Below are 18,070 nucleotides of genomic sequence, written 5' to 3'. Positions count from 1 at the left end.
AGTTACTTCAGCTGATTCATGCGCTCGATAACCTGGCGCGTGACGTCGTATTGCGGCTTGACGTCAATCACGGCACCGCGTTCGAACACCAGGTCAAATCCACCTTTCTTGATGACTTCTTCCACCGCCTGGTCCAGCTTCGGCTTGAGTTGCTTGAGCATGTCGCGGTCAGCAACGGCTTTGGCTTCGTTCAATTCCTTGGACTGGAACTGGAAGTCCCGAGCCTTTTGCTTGAAGTCCAGTTCCAGACGCTCACGCTCAGGCTGGGCCATTTTGTCGCCACCGGCGACCAGACGATCCTGAATGCCTTTGGCGCTGCTTTCCAGAGCCTTCAGCTTGGTCAACTGAGGACCGAATTTCTTCTCCGCATCCACTGCGTACCGTTTGGCTGCATCGGATTCGAGCAGGGCCATCTGGTAGTTCAGTACTGCGATTTTCATGTCAGCAAATGCCGGGCCTGCGATCAGAACCGTTGCCAGCAATGCCAATTGGGTCAACTTACGCACGATGTAACTCCTACAGAATCCGTTGTCGTTAGCAGTGATCAGACCCTTAGAAGGTCTGACCGAGAGAGAATTGGAAGACCTGGGTTTCGGTGCTGTCGTCCGGTTTCTTGACCGGCATCGCCAGGGCGAAACTCAACGGACCCAACGCAGTGACCCACGTCACGCCGACACCGACGGAGCTGGCCAGGCCGGAAAGATCAGGGCCGTTGCATTCGACCTTTTGATTATCGGTGGTTAGCCTCTTTGAACCGCAATTGGTATCAAACGTGTTACCCACGTCCCAGAAAATCGAGGTACGCAGCGAACGCTGGTCCTTGATAAACGGTAGCGGGAACAGGATTTCAGCACCGCCAGTGATCAGGACGTTACCCCCGAACGGCAGCGGATCCTGGTCCGGGTCAGCAATCGTTCCTGGCTTACCTCCTTTCGAAGGATCACGACTTGGTGTACTGCGCGGACCGAGCGTGCTGTCTTTGAAGCCACGCACCGAGTTGAAGCCACCCGCATAGTAGTTCTCATAGAACGGCAGACCGGAGGTCGAACCATAACCATCGCCATAACCCAGTTCCGAGTGCAGACGCAGGGTGTAGTTGTTTGTGATCGGGTGGAACAACTGACCGCGGTAATCAATTTTAAAGAACGACAGGTCGCTGCCCGGAATCGTGGTTTCCAGGGTCAGGCTCTGCGAGCTGCCACGGGTTGGCAACGTGCCTTTGTTCAGCGTCGACTCGGACCAGCCCACCGAGGCCTTGAAGTTGGTGAAGCTGTCGCCTTCTTTCTCGATGAAGTCGAAGATTTCGTCAACGGTGTACTTACCGGTGCTCAGCTCGTCCTTCTGTACCGACAGGCCGAAGTTCAGACGAGAGGTTTCGCTGATCGGGTAGCCCATGTTGATGCCGGCACCCAGACTGTCGACCGAGTAGCTGGCCACGTCGACGTCGAGGTCGTCGTAGTCGGTCTTGCGGTAGAACGCGCTGTAGCCAAGGCTCACACCGTCCGGCGTGAAGTACGGATCGACGTAGCTGAAGTTGTAGCGGGTCTGGTATTCACTTTTGGTCAGGCCGATGCTGACCTTGTTACCGGTACCCAGGAAGTTGTTCTGGCTGATCGAGCCACCCAGGATCAGACCGGCGCTCTGCGCGAAGCCGACACTGGCGGTAATCGAACCGGACGCCTGTTCTTCAACGGCATAGTTCACGTCAACCTGGTCGTCGGTGCCAGGCACTGCAGGGGTTTCGACGTTAACTTCCTTGAAGAAGCCCAGACGATCAAGACGGGTCTTGGACTGGTCGATCAGGTAAGTAGAAGCCCAACCGCCTTCCATCTGACGCATTTCACGGCGCAGCACTTCGTCCGCGGTCTTGGTGTTACCACGGAAGTTGATGCGGTTGACGTAGGCACGCTTGCCCGGATCGACCACGAAGGTGATATCGACGGTATGGTCTTCATCGTTAGGCGTTGGAACACCGTTCACGTTGGCGAAGGTGTAGCCCTCGTTGCCCAGGCGACGGGTGATCAGCTCCGAGGTGGTGGTCATCACCTTGCGGGAGAACACCTGGCCCGGCTTGACCAGCAGCAGCGACTTGACCTGATCTTCAGGCACCTTGAGGTCGCCGCTCAGCTTGACCGACTTGACGCTGTACTTCTCGCCTTCATGGATATTGACGGTGATGTACACGCTTTTCTTGTCGGGCGTGATCGAGACCTGAGTCGAGGCGATATCCATGTTGATATAGCCGCGGTCGAGGTAATACGAACGCAGACGCTCGAGGTCGCCGGAGAGCTTCTCGCGGGCGTACTTGTCGTCGTTCTTGAAGAAGGAAAGCCAGTTGGTGGTCTTAAGTTCGAACAGATCGACCAGATCGTCCTCAGGGAAGACCGAGTTGCCCACCACGTTGATGTGCTGGATAGCGGCAACCGCACCTTCGTTGATGTTGATCTTCAGACCCACACGGTTGCGCGGCTGAGGTACGACTTCAGTGGCAACTTCTGCGGAGTAGCGGCCCTGAGCCACATACTGACGCTGCAGCTCGTTACGAACGCCTTCCAGCGTCGCGCGCTGGAAGATTTCGCCTTCGGCCAGACCGGACTGCTTCAGACCTTTCATCAGGTCTTCAGTGGTGATCGCCTTGTTGCCCTCGATCTCGATACTCGACACCGACGGACGCTCCACCACCGTAATGACCAGGACGTTACCGTCTCGGCCCAGCTGGATGTCCTGGAAGAACCCGGTTTTGAACAGCGCACGAGTTGCGTCGACAAGACGCGCATCATCGGCCTGTTCACCCACGTTCAACGGCAGCGCACCAAACACGCTGCCGGCGGAAACCCGCTGCAGCCCGTTGACACGGATATCGGAGATAGTGAAGGACTCGGCGTGAACTTCGGCGATCATCAGTACGGCAAGAACCGCAGTTAGCAGCAGACGTTTCATGAAGTCCTTTCTTATTCCAACTGGCAATAAACAAACTGCCGCAAAATGCGGCAGATTCACAATTCGGCGTAGCTTTTACAGTCGTCCCAGATCGTTGACCAGTGCGAGCAACATCACTCCAACCACCAGACTGATACCGATCTGGACACCCCAGCCCTGCACCTTTTCCGACAGTGGCCGACCACGCGCCCACTCGATCAGATAAAACAGCAAGTGCCCCCCATCCAGCACTGGTATGGGCAGCAAATTGAGAACGCCCAGGCTTATGCTCAGATAAGCCAGGAAATTCAGGAAGTCGCCTACGCCTGACTGGGCCGAAGCGCCCGCCACTTTAGCAATGGTTATCGGTCCGCTCAAGTTTTTTACCGACAGCTCGCCGAACAACATTTTCTTCAGCGAATCGAGGGTCAGCACGCTCATGGTCCAGGTTCGCCGCGCGCCTTCTGCGACGGCGGCTACAGGGCCATAGCTGACCTCACGCAACATCTCCGGCGGCCAATCCACGCCCTTGACCCCTGCGCCCAGGTAGCCGATGGCCGCAGTACCTTCGCCATGAGTTACAAGGTCAACCGGCACATCAAGCTGCGCCCCGTCCCGCTCTACACGCACGGAAATTCGCGTATCGGGATGGACACGAACCCAATCCACAACCTTTTGCCATTCGTCGACAGACTCACCGTTAAGCGCCAGCAGACGATCGCCTGTTTTTAGCCCGGCGATCTGGGCAGGCCCCTTCGGATCAAGCTCGGCCAGTACAGGTGGCAAGGCTGGACGCCACGGGCGAATGCCCAGCGACCGAATCGGGTCAGGCTCTGCCGCACCCTTGAGCCAGTCATTAAGAACCAGCGAACGGGGGCTTTCCACTTCGGAGCCCTGCTCGCGAACCTTCAACGCGATAGTGCCGGTTTCTCCGAGCCGACGGACGAGCTGCAGGTTTACGCCTGCCCATCCCGTTACCGCCTCGCCGTCAACCGACACGATTTCCTGGCCGGCACTCAGCCCGGCCTTTTGCGCAATGCTGCCCGGCTCGACATCGCCGACCACAGGCCTGACCTGCTGGCTACCCAGCATCGCGAGTACCCAGAAAAACACAATCGCCAACAGGAAATTGGCGACCGGCCCGGCGATCACAATGGCGATACGCTGATAAACCGACTTGCGGTTGAAGGACTGATCAACCAGCTCGGGCGGGACATCACCCTCTCGCTCGTCGAGCATTTTGACGTAGCCGCCGAGCGGGATCGCCGCGACGACGTATTCCGTACCCTTGCGGTCAGTCCAGCGCAACAGGGGCATGCCGAAGCCTACCGAAAAACGTAGCACCTTCACGCCGCATCGGCGAGCCACCCAGAAGTGACCAAATTCATGAAACGTTACCAGCACGCCCAAGGCAATCAGGGTGCCGACAATCATATATAGCGCGCTCATCGCTGCTCTCCGGGTACCGATCTAGCGGTGCGTTGAAGCCTACATTGCGTGCGAATGAAGAATGCCCTTGCTGCCTGATTCGATTGATCAGCGGCCATTGCGACTCAGCCACTGCGCGGCCAGCCCTCGGGCTCGTGTGTCGATCTCGAAGACGGTTTCCAGCTCAGACACTGCCACCACCGGTTCGCGGGTCAAAACATCGTCGATCATACTCGCGATTTCGGGGTAGCGAATGCGCCCATCCAGAAACGCAGCCACTGCAATTTCATTTGCGGCATTGAGCACAGCGGGTGCGCTGTCGCCAGCCTCGGCAGCTTGCCGTGCCAGACGCAGACATGGGAAGCGCACTTCGTCCGGTGCCTCGAAGTCCAGACGCGCGATGCCGAACAAGTCCAATGGCGCGACGCCGGAATCAATGCGCTCGGGCCATGCCAGCGCATGGGCAATCGGGGTCCGCATGTCGGGGTTTCCCAACTGCGCCAACACCGAGCCATCAACGTAATCCACCATTGAGTGGATAACGCTTTGGGGATGAATGACCACTTCGATATGCGCGGGCGTGGTGTCGAAGAGCCAACAGGCTTCGATCAGCTCCAGCCCCTTGTTCATCATGCTGGCGGAATCGACGGATATTTTGCGACCCATGGACCAGTTGGGGTGAGCGCACGCCTGATCCGGCGACACATGCTCCAGCTGGGCGAGCGGAGTCTGCCGGAAAGGCCCACCGGATGCGGTCAGCAAGATGCGCCTGACGCCGACCTTGGCAAGCCCGGTTTCGTAATCACGCGGCAGGCACTGGAAAATCGCATTGTGCTCGCTGTCCAGCGGCAGCAACACAGTGCCGCTGCGTCGCACAGCCTGCATGAACAGAGCACCGGACATGACCAGCGCTTCCTTGTTCGCCAGCAGGACCTTCTTGCCCGCCTCGACTGCGGCGAGGGTCGGACGTAGCCCGGCGGCGCCAACGATGGCGGCCAGCACAGTGTCCACCAGAGGGTGTGCAGAGACCTCGCAAAGCCCGCCCTCCCCCACCAGAACGCGGGTATCGAGGCCGGCTGCGCTCAGATCATCCTGCAATTGCCGTGCGGCAGCAGTCGTGGGGACCACAGCGAATTGTGGGGTATGACGAACACACAGCGCCAAAAGCTCGGCCATCCGCGTAAAACCGGTCAGCGCAAACACCTGGTAGCGCGACGGATGGCGGGCGATGACATCAAGGGTGCTTAATCCGACCGAGCCGGTAGCACCCAGCACGGTTATGAGCTGGGGCGTACTCACATCACGCCCCAGTCTTTGGCAGCCCAGAGCAGCAGTGCGAAGACTGGAATGGCAGCGGTCAGACTGTCTATGCGGTCAAGCACGCCGCCGTGGCCCGGCAGCAGGTTGCTGCTGTCCTTCACCCCGGATTTACGCTTGAACATGCTTTCAGTAAGGTCGCCGACCACCGATATCAGCACAACGATTGTTGCGCACACGAGCGCAAAGACGATCTCGCCCAAGGTCCAACCACGCGAAAAGCCGACCACCGCAGTGATCAGCAGACACGCTGCCAAACCGCCATAAAGACCTTCCCAGCTTTTACCCGGACTGACTTTCGGCGCCAGCTTGCGCTTGCCGAACGCCTTGCCGGAAAAGTAGGCGCCAATGTCGGCACCCCACACCAGAATCATCACCGACAGGATCAGCCAGTTACCCATTGGCAATTGCTTGATCAGCACCAGACCTTGCCACGCCGGCAGGAGAATCAGCAGACCGATCACTAGCTTGCAGACTGCACTGGACCAATGTTCACTGGATTCGGGGTAGGTCAGCACAAGCCATGTTGCTACCAGCCACCAGATCAGCGCAGCCACCAGCAGCCACGGGGCGAGATCGGGCAGCAGGTACAGCAAGAACAACAGGACGCCGACTACTACCGCGTACAGCACGCGCGCCGACTGCGCTTCAAAACCTGAAAGCCGCGCCCATTCCCAGGCGCCAAGCATGACGACCGCGCCGATGAACAACGCAAAGCTGCCGCCTTCGAGCAAAAAGAAACCGCACAAGGCCAGCGGGGCGAGGATCAGCGCGGTGATGATTCGTTGTTTTAGCATTAAGCGCGGGCTCCAGCTTCTACCTGCTCGCTGGTTTTCCCGAAGCGGCGTTGGCGAGAAGCGAAATCGGCCAGCGCAGTGCGCATGGCTTCGTGTTTGAAGTCCGGCCAGAACAGGTCGGAGAAATACAGCTCGGCGTAGGCCAGCTGCCAGAGCAGGAAATTGCTGATGCGGTGCTCGCCACCCGTACGGATGCACAGGTCAGGCAGCGGGAGATCGCCGGTGGCCAGGCATGTCTGCAATAACTCTGGCGTGATGTCGTCCGGCCGCAGATGCCCGGCCTGAACTTCGCGAGCCAGGCGCTGGGCAGCCTGGGCGATATCCCACTGACCGCCGTAGTTGGCGGCGATCTGCAGGACAAAGCGGTTGTTTTCGGCCGTACGCTGCTCGGCTTCCCGGATGGCGGACTGAAGCTCGGGATGAAAGCGCGAACGATCGCCTATGATGCGCAGGCTGATGCCGTTCTCGTTCAGACGCTTGGTCTCGCGACGCAGCGCTGTGAAAAACAGCTCCATCAGCGCACCGACTTCATCGGCGGGTCGCTGCCAGTTCTCACTGGAAAACGCAAACAGCGTCAGCACCTCGACCTTGGCCTCGGCGCAGACTTCGATGACCGCGCGAACAGCGTCAACGCCAGCCTTGTGCCCTGCTACCCCGGGCAGCAGGCGCTTCTTGGCCCAGCGATTGTTACCATCCATGATGATCGCGACATGACGCGGCACCGATGCCGGCGCAGCCAACTTTGTCTTATCCATGAAAGCTTCCCGGCCTTTAAACGGCCATCAGGTCCGCTTCTTTTGACTTGGTCGCGGCGTCGATATCAGCCTCGGCCTTATCCGTCAGCTTCTGGATATCGGCGGAAGCGCGACGCTCCTCGTCTTCGCTGATTTCCTTGTCCTTGACCAGCTTCTTCAACTCACCCAACGCATCGCGACGGATGTTGCGCACGGCGACCCGGGCGTCTTCTGCGGCGCTGCGAGCCTGCTTGGTGAAACCTTTACGGGTTTCTTCCGTCAGCGCAGGCATGGAAATCAGCAACATCTCGCCGAGGTTGGTCGGGTTGAGGTTCAGACCCGCGCTCTGAATCGCCTTGTCGACAGCCGAGAGCATGTTGCGCTCGAACGCCACGACCTGCAGCGTACGGGAGTCTTTGACGGTCACGTTGGCAACGCCGCTCAACGGCGTGTCGGAACCGTAGTACGGCACCATGACGCTGCCCAGAATGCTTGGGTGCGCCTTGCCTGTACGGATCTGGCCGAATGCATGAGCCAGAGACTCAAGGGATTTTTGCATGCGCGCTTGAGCGTCTTTCTTGATTTCGTTGATCATTGTTCGCCTTCCTCGATCAAAGTACCTTCCGCGCCGCCATGCACGATGTTCAGCAGGGCGCCGGGCTTGTTCATATTGAAGACACGCAGTGGCATCTTGTGGTCACGACACAGACAGATGGCTGTCAGATCCATTACACCCAGCTTGCGATCCAGCACTTCGTCGTAAGTCAGACGATCGAACTTCTCGGCATGCGGGTCCTTGAATGGATCGGCAGTGTACACACCATCGACCTTGGTTGCTTTCAGCACGACGTCAGCGTCGATCTCGATCGCGCGCAGGCACGCCGCCGAATCGGTGGTGAAGAACGGATTGCCGGTACCGGCGGCGAAGATCACCACTTCTTTTGCGTTCAGGTGACGCATCGCCTTGCGACGATCGTAGTGATCGGTCACGCCCACCATGGAGATGGCAGACATAACGATGGCCGAGATATTGGCGCGCTCAAGGGCATCGCGCATCGCCAATGCGTTCATCACCGTTGCAAGCATGCCCATGTGGTCACCGGTAACCCGGTCCATCCCGGCTGCGCTGAGCGCGGCGCCGCGAAACAGGTTGCCGCCGCCGATCACCAGACCGACCTGTACGCCGATACCAACCAGCTGACCAACCTCCAGCGCCATGCGATCCAGCACCTTGGGATCAATGCCGAACTCTTCCGACCCCATGAGGGCCTCGCCGCTGAGCTTGAGTAGAATGCGTTTATAGCGAGCTTGATAGCCACTGCCCTGCTGAGCCATTGCGAATCTCTCCTGCGGCGTTTAAAAAAAATCGTTCGAATTGCGGGCCGCTTCCGACCTGCGTCAACTCTAGGTTACTGCTTCAGGGAATTGCAGCTCGTCGGCCCGAATCCCTGCAAAAACAAATTCTGTACAGCAATTGCAATTCCGCCTGCCGCTTTGACAAAGAGGCTGCGCGCGTTAGCGGGCAGCCTCTTCGGGGCGACAGTTGGAGAACTGTCTTATTGCTTGCTTGCGGCTACTTGAGCAGCGACTTCTTCAGCGAAGTTGTCGACTGGCTTCTCGATGCCTTCGCCTACTTTGAAGTAGGTGAAAGAAACGATTTCAGCGCCGGCTTTCTTCGCCAGTTCACCGACCTTGACTTCCGGGTTCTTGACGAAAGGCTGCTCGACCAGGCTGGCTTCAGCCAGGAACTTGGCGATACGACCGCCAACCATCTTCTCGGCGATTTCAGCAGGCTTGCCTTTCAGCTTGTCTTCGTTCAGTTGCAGGAAGACGTTCTTCTCGCGCTCGATCGCTTCTGGCGAAACGTCCGATGGCAGCAGGAACTCAGGGTTGGTAGCCGCGACGTGCATGGCGATGTCTTTCGCCAGCTCGGCGTTGCCGCCCTTGAGCACTACAACCACGCCAATCTTGTTGCCGTGCAGGTACGAACCCAGTACGTCGCCTTCGATACGGGCCAGACGACGGATGTTGACGTTCTCGCCAACCTTGCCGACCAGAACCAGACGATCAGCTTCTTGCGCTTCAACCAGAGGCTCAACGGTGGTCAGCTTGTCGGCAAACGCTTTCTCGACGCTCTTGGCGACGAATGCCTTGAAGTCGTCCTGCAGAGCCAGGAAATCGGTCTGGGAGTTGACTTCGATCAGGACCGCGGCTTTGCCGTCGTCCTTGATGGCGATTGCGCCTTCAGCAGCAACGTTGCCTGCTTTTTTGGCTGCCTTGATTGCGCCCGAAGCACGCATATCGTCGATGGCTTTTTCGATGTCGCCGCCAGCCTTGGTCAAGGCCTTTTTGCAATCCATCATGCCTTCGCCGGTACGCTCGCGCAGTTCTTTGACCAACGCTGCAGTAATCTCTGCCATTTCAAAATCCTCTTGGACGGGTCTTCAACCATTCCACCCGCGTTGCGGGCGCTCAAATTCTTGAAAAACCATGGTGACTGCTGCGCATGACAATAAGGTCGATGGCAACGTCAGATGGTTTTCGAGGTGGCAAAAAGGGGGCCAAGCCCCCTTTTTGCTTACTGAGTCAACGCCAGGCGTTAGCTACTCAGCCTTCAACAGTTGCCGCTGGAGCTTCTTCAGCGTAAACGTCGGTGCCGCCAGCATTGTTGTTGCGACCACGGATCACAGCGTCAGCCATCGAACCCATGTACAGCTGGATGGCGCGGATTGCGTCATCGTTGCCCGGGATGATGTAGTCAACGCCTTCAGGGCTGCTGTTGGTGTCGACAACGCCGATGACCGGGATACCCAGCTTGTTGGCTTCGGTGATCGCGATGCGCTCGTGATCAACGTCGATAACGAACAGAGCGTCTGGCAGACCGCCCATGTCCTTGATACCACCCAGGCTGCGATCCAGCTTTTCCAGATCGCGAGTGCGCATCAGCGCCTCTTTCTTGGTCAGCTTGGTGAACGTGCCGTCTTCTGCCTGGATTTCAAGATCACGCAGACGCTTGATGGAAGCGCGGATGGTCTTGAAGTTGGTCAGCATGCCGCCCAACCAGCGGTGATCGACGTACGGCGAACCGCAACGTGCTGCTTCTTCAGCAACTATCTTGCCAGCGGAACGCTTGGTGCCGACGAACAGGATCTTGTTTTTGCCCTGGGCCAGGCGCTCAACGAAAGTCAGTGCTTCGTTGAACATAGGCAGGGTTTTTTCAAGGTTGATAATGTGGATTTTGTTACGCGCGCCGAAAATGTATTTACCCATTTTCGGGTTCCAGTAACGGGTCTGGTGACCGAAGTGCACACCGGCCTTCAGCATATCGCGCATGTTGACTTGGGACATGATAGTTCCTTGATAAGTCGGGTTAGGCCTCCACGTATCCCAATGACCAACCAGCGGCTTGAGCCGAAGGCACCCAGGTCATCGTGTCGACACGTGTGTGGGTTAGTGCTCGCGGGGCAGACCCCGTAAAGCGGCGCATTTTATATCACAAAAGTCTGGATAACGAAACTCGAAATAAGAGGCCGTTTTGCCGATGCTTTTGCCCTCCGACGAACGCAGTGGATGTCGCCGCCTGCCTCAATGGGGGACGCGATGATAACCCGCCTGACGACGGTCTGGTAGAATCACGTTTTTTCCGTATCAAGCCGTGGCCTTGCCGCGCCGAGAGAGCTTCCTTTAATGACCGTGACACTGAAAACCCCTGAAGACATCGAAAAGATGCGAATCGCCGGCCGCCTGGCTGCCGAGGTGCTGGAAATGATCGGCGCCCACGTAAAGCCCGGTGTGACGACTGACGAGCTGGACCGCCTCTGCCACGACTACATCGTCAACGAGCAAAAAGCCATTCCCGCACCGCTCAATTACAAGGGTTTCCCGAAATCCATCTGCACGTCGATCAATCACGTCGTCTGCCACGGCATTCCCAACGAGAAGCCGCTGAAAGAAGGCGACGTGCTGAACATAGACGTGACGGTCATCAAAGATGGCTACCACGGCGACACCAGCAAAATGTTTCATGTCGGCAAAGTGCCTGAATGGGCCGAGCGCCTGTCGCGCGTCACGCAGGAATGCCTTTATAAAGGCATTGAGGTGGTCAAACCCGGCGCACGCCTTGGCGACATCGGCGAAGTGATCCAGAAGCACGCCGAAAAAAGCGGCTTTTCTGTGGTGCGCGAATACTGTGGCCACGGTATCGGCAAGGTTTTCCATGAAGAGCCGCAGATTCTGCATTACGGCAAGGCGGGCGACGGCATGGAGCTCAAAGAGGGCATGACCTTCACCATCGAGCCGATGATCAACCAGGGTAAAGCGGACACTCGATTGCTGGGCGACGGCTGGACAGCCATCACCAAGGACCGCAAGCTCTCGGCGCAATGGGAGCACACCATTCTGGTGACTGCGACCGGCTATGAGATCTTCACCCTGCGCAGCGATGACACCATCGCCCGCACTTCGGCCTGATCGCGCCCGATTAAAGGCACGGTCGATCAATGTCGGTACAGCCGCACGATCGGTATAGATAGAAGGAAAGCAGTTCGATGCCGCAGGTGGACCCGGATTTGTTTGATCGCGGCCAGTTTCAGGCCGAGCTGGCACTGAAGGCCAGCCCAATACCCGCCTTCAAAAAAGCCATCCGTCAGGCGCGTGAGGTGCTGGACGGTCGCTTCAAGTCTGGCCGCGAGATCCGCAGGCTGATCGAGGACCGGGCCTGGTTCGTCGACAACATCCTGCAACAGGCCTGGGATCAGTTCGACTGGAGCGAAGACGCCGACATTGCTCTATTGGCAGTGGGCGGGTACGGCCGAGGCGAACTGCACCCCTACTCCGACATCGACCTGCTGATCCTGCTGGACAGCGCCGATCATGAAGTTTTCCGCGATTCCATCGAGCGTTTTCTGACGCTGCTGTGGGATATCGGCCTGGAGGTCGGTCAAAGCGTCCGCTCGGTGGATGAATGCGTCACCGAGGCGCGGGCCGATCTGACAGTCATTACCAACCTGATGGAAAGCCGCACGATTGCAGGCCCGGAACGACTCCGCCAGCGCATGCTTGCCGTGACCAGCACCCGCGAGATGTGGCCGAGCAAAGAGTTCTTCCTGGCCAAACGCGCCGAGCAGAAGAACCGCCATCACAAGTATTTCGACACCGAATACAACCTTGAGCCCAACGTTAAAGGCTCGCCGGGTGGCCTGCGCGACATCCAGACCATTCTCTGGGTCGCGCGTCGCCAGTACGGCACGCTGAACCTGCACGCACTGGCCGATGAAGGCTTTCTGCTGGAGAGTGAAAACGCGTTGCTGGCGTCATCCCAGGAGTTTCTCTGGAAGGTTCGCTATGCCCTGCACATGCTGGCAGGGCGTTCGGAAGACCGTCTTTTGTTCGATTACCAGACCGGCATCGCGCGCTTGCTGGGTTACGAAGACAGTGATGCCAAGCTGGCCATTGAACGCTTCATGCAGAAGTATTACCGGGTGGTCATGAGCATCGCGCAGCTTAGCGATCTGATCATTCAGCACTTCGAAGAAGTGATTCTGGCGGACGATGAAGGCACGGTGACCGAGACGATCAACTCGCGTTTCCAGCTGCATGACGGCTACATCGAGGCAACCCATCCGAACGTTTTCATTCGCACGCCATTTGCGATGCTCGAGATTTTCGTGCTGATGGCTCAGCGCCCGGAAATAAAAGGCGTGCGAGCTGACACCATTCGCTTGCTGCGCGAACACCGTTACTTGATCAATGACGAATTCCGCAACGATATCCGCAACACCAGTCTGTTCATCGAGTTGTTCAAGTGCGAGATCGGCATTCATCGCAATCTGCGGCGGATGAACCGGTACGGCATCCTGGGTCTTTACCTGCCGGAGTTCGGCCACATCGTCGGGCAGATGCAACACGACCTGTTCCACATCTATACCGTTGATGCCCACACGCTGAACCTGATCAAGCACCTGCGTAAGCTTCAGTACACGCAAGTCTCCGAAAAATTCCCGCTGGCCAGCAAGCTCATGGCCCGCCTGCCAAAGCCCGAGCTGATCTATCTGGCCGGTTTGTATCACGACATCGGCAAGGGTCGCGGCGGCGATCATTCGGAACTCGGCGCGGTTGATGCCGAGGCGTTTGGCGTTCGCCATCGTTTGCCGCAGTGGGACACCCAGTTGATCGTCTGGCTGGTGCAAAACCACCTCGTCATGTCGACCACCGCCCAGCGCAAAGACTTGTCCGACCCACAGGTAATTCACGATTTCGCCCAGTTTGTGGGCGATGAAGTGCACCTGGACTACCTGTATGTGCTGACCATCGCCGACATTAACGCGACCAATCCGACGTTGTGGAACTCCTGGCGGGCCAGCCTGTTGCGGCAGCTGTACACCGAGACCAAGCGCGCACTCAAGCGCGGGCTCGAGAACCCTGTCGATCGCGAAGAGCAGATTCGTCGCACACAGAGCGCTGCGCTGGATATTCTGGTGCGCAGCGGCACCGATCCGGATGATGTAGAACAACTGTGGTCGCAGTTGGGCGATGACTATTTCCTGCGTCATACCGCCGGCGACGTGGCCTGGCACAGTGATGCGATCTTGCAGCAGCCAGCCGATGGCGGGCCGCTGGTCCTGATCAAGGAAACCACCCAGCGCGAATTCGAGGGCGGCACGCAGATCTTCATCTATGCGCCGGATCAGCATGACTTCTTCGCCGTGACGGTGGCGGCGATGGACCAGTTGAACCTGAACATCCACGACGCCCGGGTCATCACCTCTACCAGCCAGTTCACACTTGACACCTACATCGTGCTGGACAGTGAAGGCGGATCGATTGGCGAAAATCCGGAGCGTATCAAGGCGATTCGTGAGGGCCTCGCCGAGGCACTGCGCAACCCTGATGACTACCCGACCATCATCAAACGCCGCGTTCCGCGCCAGCTCAAGCACTTTGCCTTTGCGCCGGTGGTGACGATTTCCAATGACGCGCAGCGTCCTGTCACGGTGCTTGAACTCAGTGCTCCGGACCGTCCGGGGCTGCTGGCGAGGCTGGGCAAGATTTTCCTGGAGTTCGATCTGTCCTTGCAGAACGCCAAGATCGCAACGCTGGGCGAGCGCGTGGAGGACGTGTTCTTCCTGACCGACGAGAATCACCAGCCGCTGTCCGATCCGCAGCTGTGCAAACGGCTGCAGGACGAGATCATTGAGCAGCTCAGCGTCAACCCGGAGCCCGGAAGCGAACTGCGCATCAGCATTTGAACGGGCCCGCACGGCCCGGCCTGACGACTTGATTCAACGGAGCTTTGCCACTTCAGCAACGAAGTGCGGGCGCCCAGCCTTGAGAACGAATTGCACATGAATAACGCTCTGCAGCAGCTTCAGCCCTACCCTTTCGAGAAACTCCGCGCACTGCTCGGTGCCGTCACGCCCAATCCGGACAAGCGTCCCATCGCCCTGTCGATTGGCGAACCCAAGCATAAATCGCCGGAGTTTGTGGCCAAGGCGCTGGCCGATAATCTGGATCAAATGGCGGTCTACCCAACGACAGCGGGTATCCCCGCGCTGCGTGAAACCATCGCCCAGTGGTGCGAACGTCGCTTCAACGTGCCTGCCGGCTGGCTGGATGCAACCCGTCACGTGCTGCCGGTCAACGGCACCCGCGAGGCGCTGTTTGCGTTCACCCAGACCGTCGTTAACCGTAGCGACAATGGCCTGGTGGTCAGCCCCAACCCGTTTTATCAGATCTATGAAGGCGCGGCGTTTCTGGCGGGTGCCACCCCACACTATCTGCCGTGCCTCGCCGAGTACGGTTTCAACCCGGATTTCGATGCCGTCAGCGCCGATGTCTGGGACCGTTGTCAGATCCTGTTCCTGTGCTCGCCGGGCAACCCGACCGGTGCGCTGATCCCGCTGGAAACCTTGAAGAAGCTCATTGCTCTGGCCGACAAGCACGACTTCGTGATCGCCGCCGACGAGTGTTACAGCGAACTGTATTTTGACGAAGCAACGCCGCCGGCAGGTTTGCTCACCGCATGCGCCGAGCTGGGTCGGGAGGATTTCAAGCGCTGCGTGGTGTTCCACAGCCTGTCCAAGCGCTCGAATCTGCCGGGGCTGCGTTCCGGTTTCGTGGCGGGCGACGCCGATATCCTCAAGGCGTTTTTGCTCTATCGCACCTACCATGGCTGCGCAATGCCGGTGCAGACGCAACTGGCGAGCATTGCCGCCTGGAGCGATGAAGAACACGTGCGCGCGAATCGTACGCTGTACCGTGAGAAGTTCGACGCCGTGCTGGAGATTCTGAGCCCGGTCATGGACGTGCAACGTCCGGACGGCGGGTTCTACCTATGGCCCAGCGTCGGCCCTGACGATGCGGCCTTCTGCCGGGATCTCTACGTCACTGAACACGTGACGGTCGTGCCCGGTTCATATTTGTCCCGCGAGGTGGACGGCTTCAACCCCGGCGCGGGGCGCGTACGCATGGCACTGGTTGCGCCGCTGGCAGAATGCATCGAGGCGGCGCAGCGGATTCGGGACTTCATCAAGAGCCGCTAAGCATCAGGCACCGGGCCTTTTTCTGTCAGGCCCGGTGCGCGCTTGCCTTAATGGGCCACGCCTAGATTGGCCTCGTTGAGATCAAGTTCGGCTAAAACCCTGCGCAGGACGTCGTCGCCAATCTGGTGATGGCGATGCAGGCTGTAGAGTTCCAGACGCTGCGCTCGTAGCGCATTCAAGCGCATGCGCTTTTCCAGCAGGTCCATTTGAAACGCCAGCGCCTGCGCTTCGGCGGTGTCGTTGAAAATCTCCAGACGGTGACGGTATTCGGACATGATCCGCGCCTTCACTTCCATGGCGAGTACCGCCTGCGCCGCATCGGTCGAATCCGTCGCGGCCGGGATCGCTTCGTTTTCCAGCGTCTGAATCGCCGCCTGCGCCGTGCGCTTCCAGGCATCGCGCACTTCGCGATTGAGGCGCAAGTCCGGCTCGCTGGCCATTCCACGCAGCAGCAGCGGCAGACCAATGCTGGCCGATACCAGCGACAGCAGGATGACCCCGGCCGCGATGAAAATCAGTAAATCGCGTTCGGGAAATGCCATCCCGGCACTGATGAGCATCGGTACCGATAACGTCCCTGCCAGCGTTACCGCTCCCCGAACCCCGCCCACGGTCAACAGCAACGAGGCGCGGGTGGACAGGTCGAGCGTGCCATCACCTCTGCCCCGCCAGCGGCGAATCTGGATCATCAGACGCCAGACACTCTGCACCCAGATGTAACGCAGCACAGCCAGCACGATGAAGATCGCCAGCACATCAAGGCAGCGCCACAACAGGGTGGGCCACAGCGTGGCTTGATGTTGCGTGACGGCGGTGATGATGTCAGGCAGCTGTAGGCCCAACAGTAAAAAGATCAGACCGTTGAAGGCAAATTCGAGGAGCGTCCACACACTGCGATTGAGCAATCGCGTGCTGGTCTGGCGTGGCAGCAAATCGACCCAACTCTGCATCATCCCGGCGGCCACCGCTGACAGAATGCCGGACAGTTCAAGACGTTCAGCCAGCACATAGGCCGCGAATGGCAGCAGCAACATGAACACCACGTGGGTCGCCGGATCGTCCCAGCCCCGGGTGATCATCCAGCTGCGCATGCGCCCCACCACCCAACTGAGCGCGACGCCCACAGCCAGACCGCCGCATGCGACCAGCACGAAATTCAGGCTCGCATCGGTCAGGGAAAACACGCCGGTAATGGCGGCCGCCAGCGCGAACTTGAAGGTGACCAGGCCGGTCGCGTCATTCATCAGCGCCTCGCCCTGCAGCATGCGCATGATCGGCGCGGGCAGGCGATCCTGAGCGATGGCCGAAACCGCCACGGCGTCAGTCGGCGACAGCACCGCAGCCAGCGCGAACGCCACCGGCAAGGGAATGGACGGCAACAGCCAGTGAATGAAGTAACCGGCACCGACCACGGTGAAGATCACCAGCCCGATGGCCAGGGTGAGGATCGCGCCACGGTAGCGCCACAGGTCGCGTTTGGGCATGCGCCAGCCATCGGAAAACAACAAGGGCGGCAGGAACAGAAAGAGAAACAATTCGGGGTCCAGCGCCACGTGCAACCCCAGCGTCGGCCAGGCGAGCAAAGCGCCCGCGGCGATCTGCACCAGCGGTAACGGCAGTGGTATCAACCGCGCCAGCAATCGCGACAGCCCTACCAGCGTCAGCAGGATCAAGACGGTATAGGCTGTTTGCATTGCGGGTTTCTCCAGGCTTTTGACACATGACTGACAACGGCAACAGACCCGACGCAGTGCTCAAAGTGCCCCTTTTTACCGACCCACCCCTACTCGGCGCACGCGTGCGGAGATGCCCAGCCGTCCTCGCCGCACTTTGCACCTGGCGGCGCCCCTCGGCAGACAAAGCGTCGGCCGGCCACGCTTAGCAGGCGCGTACGTGGCATAATCCTCCACCGTTTTTTTCAACCGTCCCGAAAGGAGCAGGCCCATGGCCAAGGAAACCCACACGTTGCACCTGTTTGGGATCAAGGCGTGCGACACGATGAAAAAGGCCCGCACCTGGCTTGACGAAAAACCGGTGAACTACGATTTCCACGATTACAAAACCCAAGGCATTGACCGCGAGCACCTGACCCGCTGGTGCAACGAGCACGGCTGGCAGACGGTCCTCAACCGCGCCGGCACGACCTTCCGCAAACTGGACGAGGCGCAGAAAGCCGACCTCGACCAGGACAAGGCCATCGAGCTGATGCTCGCTCAGCCTTCGATGATCAAACGGCCGGTGCTGGACCTTGGCGACAAAACCCTGATTGGCTTCAAACCCGAACTGTACGCTGCGGCTATCGCCTGATTGAGATAGCCCTAAATAACGAGGTATC

At 58.9% G+C, this 18,070-nt stretch carries 15 protein-coding genes; 4 read left to right on the top strand and 11 right to left on the bottom strand.

Annotated features, from left to right (window positions below; translation table 11 throughout):
• Positions 1 to 2 precede the first annotated feature (2 nt).
• From QRN48_RS19945 to rpsB, 10 genes are all read right to left on the bottom strand, one after another.
• Positions 3 to 506 carry an OmpH/Skp family outer membrane protein gene (locus QRN48_RS19945; protein WP_037014235.1) on the bottom strand — a complete coding sequence of 168 codons (504 nt, stop codon included), beginning with the start codon at positions 504 to 506 and terminating at the stop codon, positions 3 to 5.
• A 46-nt stretch (positions 507 to 552) separates the two neighbouring features.
• The gene (gene bamA, locus QRN48_RS19940; RefSeq protein WP_285352653.1) at positions 553 to 2,940 is read right to left on the bottom strand and encodes an outer membrane protein assembly factor BamA; all 2,388 of its coding nucleotides are present in this window, start codon (positions 2,938 to 2,940) and stop codon (positions 553 to 555) included.
• Between the two features lie 75 nt (positions 2,941 to 3,015).
• Positions 3,016 to 4,368 carry an RIP metalloprotease RseP gene (rseP, locus tag QRN48_RS19935; protein WP_285352651.1) on the bottom strand — a complete coding sequence of 451 codons (1,353 nt, stop codon included), beginning with the start codon at positions 4,366 to 4,368 and terminating at the stop codon, positions 3,016 to 3,018.
• 87 nt (positions 4,369 to 4,455) lie between these two features.
• Positions 4,456 to 5,646 carry a 1-deoxy-D-xylulose-5-phosphate reductoisomerase gene (ispC, locus tag QRN48_RS19930; protein ID WP_037014243.1) on the bottom strand — a complete coding sequence of 397 codons (1,191 nt, stop codon included), beginning with the start codon at positions 5,644 to 5,646 and terminating at the stop codon, positions 4,456 to 4,458.
• Complete coding sequence (locus tag QRN48_RS19925; protein WP_037014246.1) at positions 5,643 to 6,461, bottom strand: phosphatidate cytidylyltransferase; 819 nt, start codon at positions 6,459 to 6,461, stop codon at positions 5,643 to 5,645. Before QRN48_RS19925 ends, ispC begins: the two co-directional genes overlap by 4 nt.
• Complete coding sequence (uppS, locus tag QRN48_RS19920; protein WP_037014249.1) at positions 6,461 to 7,216, bottom strand: polyprenyl diphosphate synthase; 756 nt, start codon at positions 7,214 to 7,216, stop codon at positions 6,461 to 6,463. The genes QRN48_RS19925 and uppS overlap by 1 nt, the downstream gene beginning before the upstream one ends.
• 16 nt (positions 7,217 to 7,232) lie before the next feature.
• The gene (gene frr, locus QRN48_RS19915) at positions 7,233 to 7,790 is read right to left on the bottom strand and encodes a ribosome recycling factor (RefSeq protein ID WP_037014252.1); all 558 of its coding nucleotides are present in this window, start codon (positions 7,788 to 7,790) and stop codon (positions 7,233 to 7,235) included.
• On the bottom strand, positions 7,787 to 8,530 hold the full coding sequence (gene pyrH / locus QRN48_RS19910) for a UMP kinase (RefSeq protein WP_037014256.1): 744 nt from the start codon (positions 8,528 to 8,530) through the stop codon (positions 7,787 to 7,789). Before pyrH ends, frr begins: the two co-directional genes overlap by 4 nt.
• A gap of 221 nt (positions 8,531 to 8,751) precedes the next feature.
• Positions 8,752 to 9,615 (bottom strand): translation elongation factor Ts, encoded by an 864-nt coding sequence (gene tsf / locus QRN48_RS19905; RefSeq protein WP_037014259.1) that lies wholly within the window; start codon positions 9,613 to 9,615, stop codon positions 8,752 to 8,754.
• A gap of 187 nt (positions 9,616 to 9,802) precedes the next feature.
• Positions 9,803 to 10,543: a 30S ribosomal protein S2 gene (gene rpsB, locus QRN48_RS19900; RefSeq protein WP_037014262.1), complete on the bottom strand. Its 741-nt coding sequence runs from the start codon at positions 10,541 to 10,543 to the stop codon at positions 9,803 to 9,805.
• A gap of 339 nt (positions 10,544 to 10,882) precedes the next feature.
• On the opposite strand from rpsB, the gene map reads away from it, so the two are divergent.
• The 3 genes from map (at position 10,883) to dapC (ending at position 15,735) form a co-directional block, all read left to right on the top strand.
• Positions 10,883 to 11,665, top strand: a complete 783-nt coding sequence (map, locus tag QRN48_RS19895; protein WP_037014265.1) for a type I methionyl aminopeptidase — start codon at positions 10,883 to 10,885, stop codon at positions 11,663 to 11,665.
• A gap of 77 nt (positions 11,666 to 11,742) precedes the next feature.
• Entirely contained in the window at positions 11,743 to 14,442 is a 2,700-nt protein-coding gene (locus QRN48_RS19890) for a [protein-PII] uridylyltransferase (RefSeq protein ID WP_191944940.1), read from the top strand.
• Between the two features lie 96 nt (positions 14,443 to 14,538).
• Entirely contained in the window at positions 14,539 to 15,735 is a 1,197-nt protein-coding gene (gene dapC, locus QRN48_RS19885) for a succinyldiaminopimelate transaminase (protein ID WP_285352641.1), read from the top strand.
• A 47-nt stretch (positions 15,736 to 15,782) separates the two neighbouring features.
• Here the strand turns inward: dapC and QRN48_RS19880 are convergent, their stop codons facing one another.
• Complete coding sequence (locus tag QRN48_RS19880; protein WP_285352639.1) at positions 15,783 to 17,429, bottom strand: Na+/H+ antiporter; 1,647 nt, start codon at positions 17,427 to 17,429, stop codon at positions 15,783 to 15,785.
• Positions 17,430 to 17,679: 250 nt separating this feature from the next.
• Between QRN48_RS19880 and QRN48_RS19875 the strand changes: the two genes are divergently transcribed.
• Positions 17,680 to 18,042, top strand: coding sequence for an ArsC family reductase (locus QRN48_RS19875; protein WP_037014277.1), 363 nt, complete (start codon positions 17,680 to 17,682; stop codon positions 18,040 to 18,042).
• Positions 18,043 to 18,070: the final 28 nt, after the last annotated feature.

The organism is Pseudomonas sp. ME-P-057 (assembly GCF_030208975.1).
Lineage (GTDB): Bacteria > Pseudomonadota > Gammaproteobacteria > Pseudomonadales > Pseudomonadaceae > Aquipseudomonas > Aquipseudomonas lutea.
This window is presented reverse-complemented; position numbering and strand designations above follow the sequence as displayed.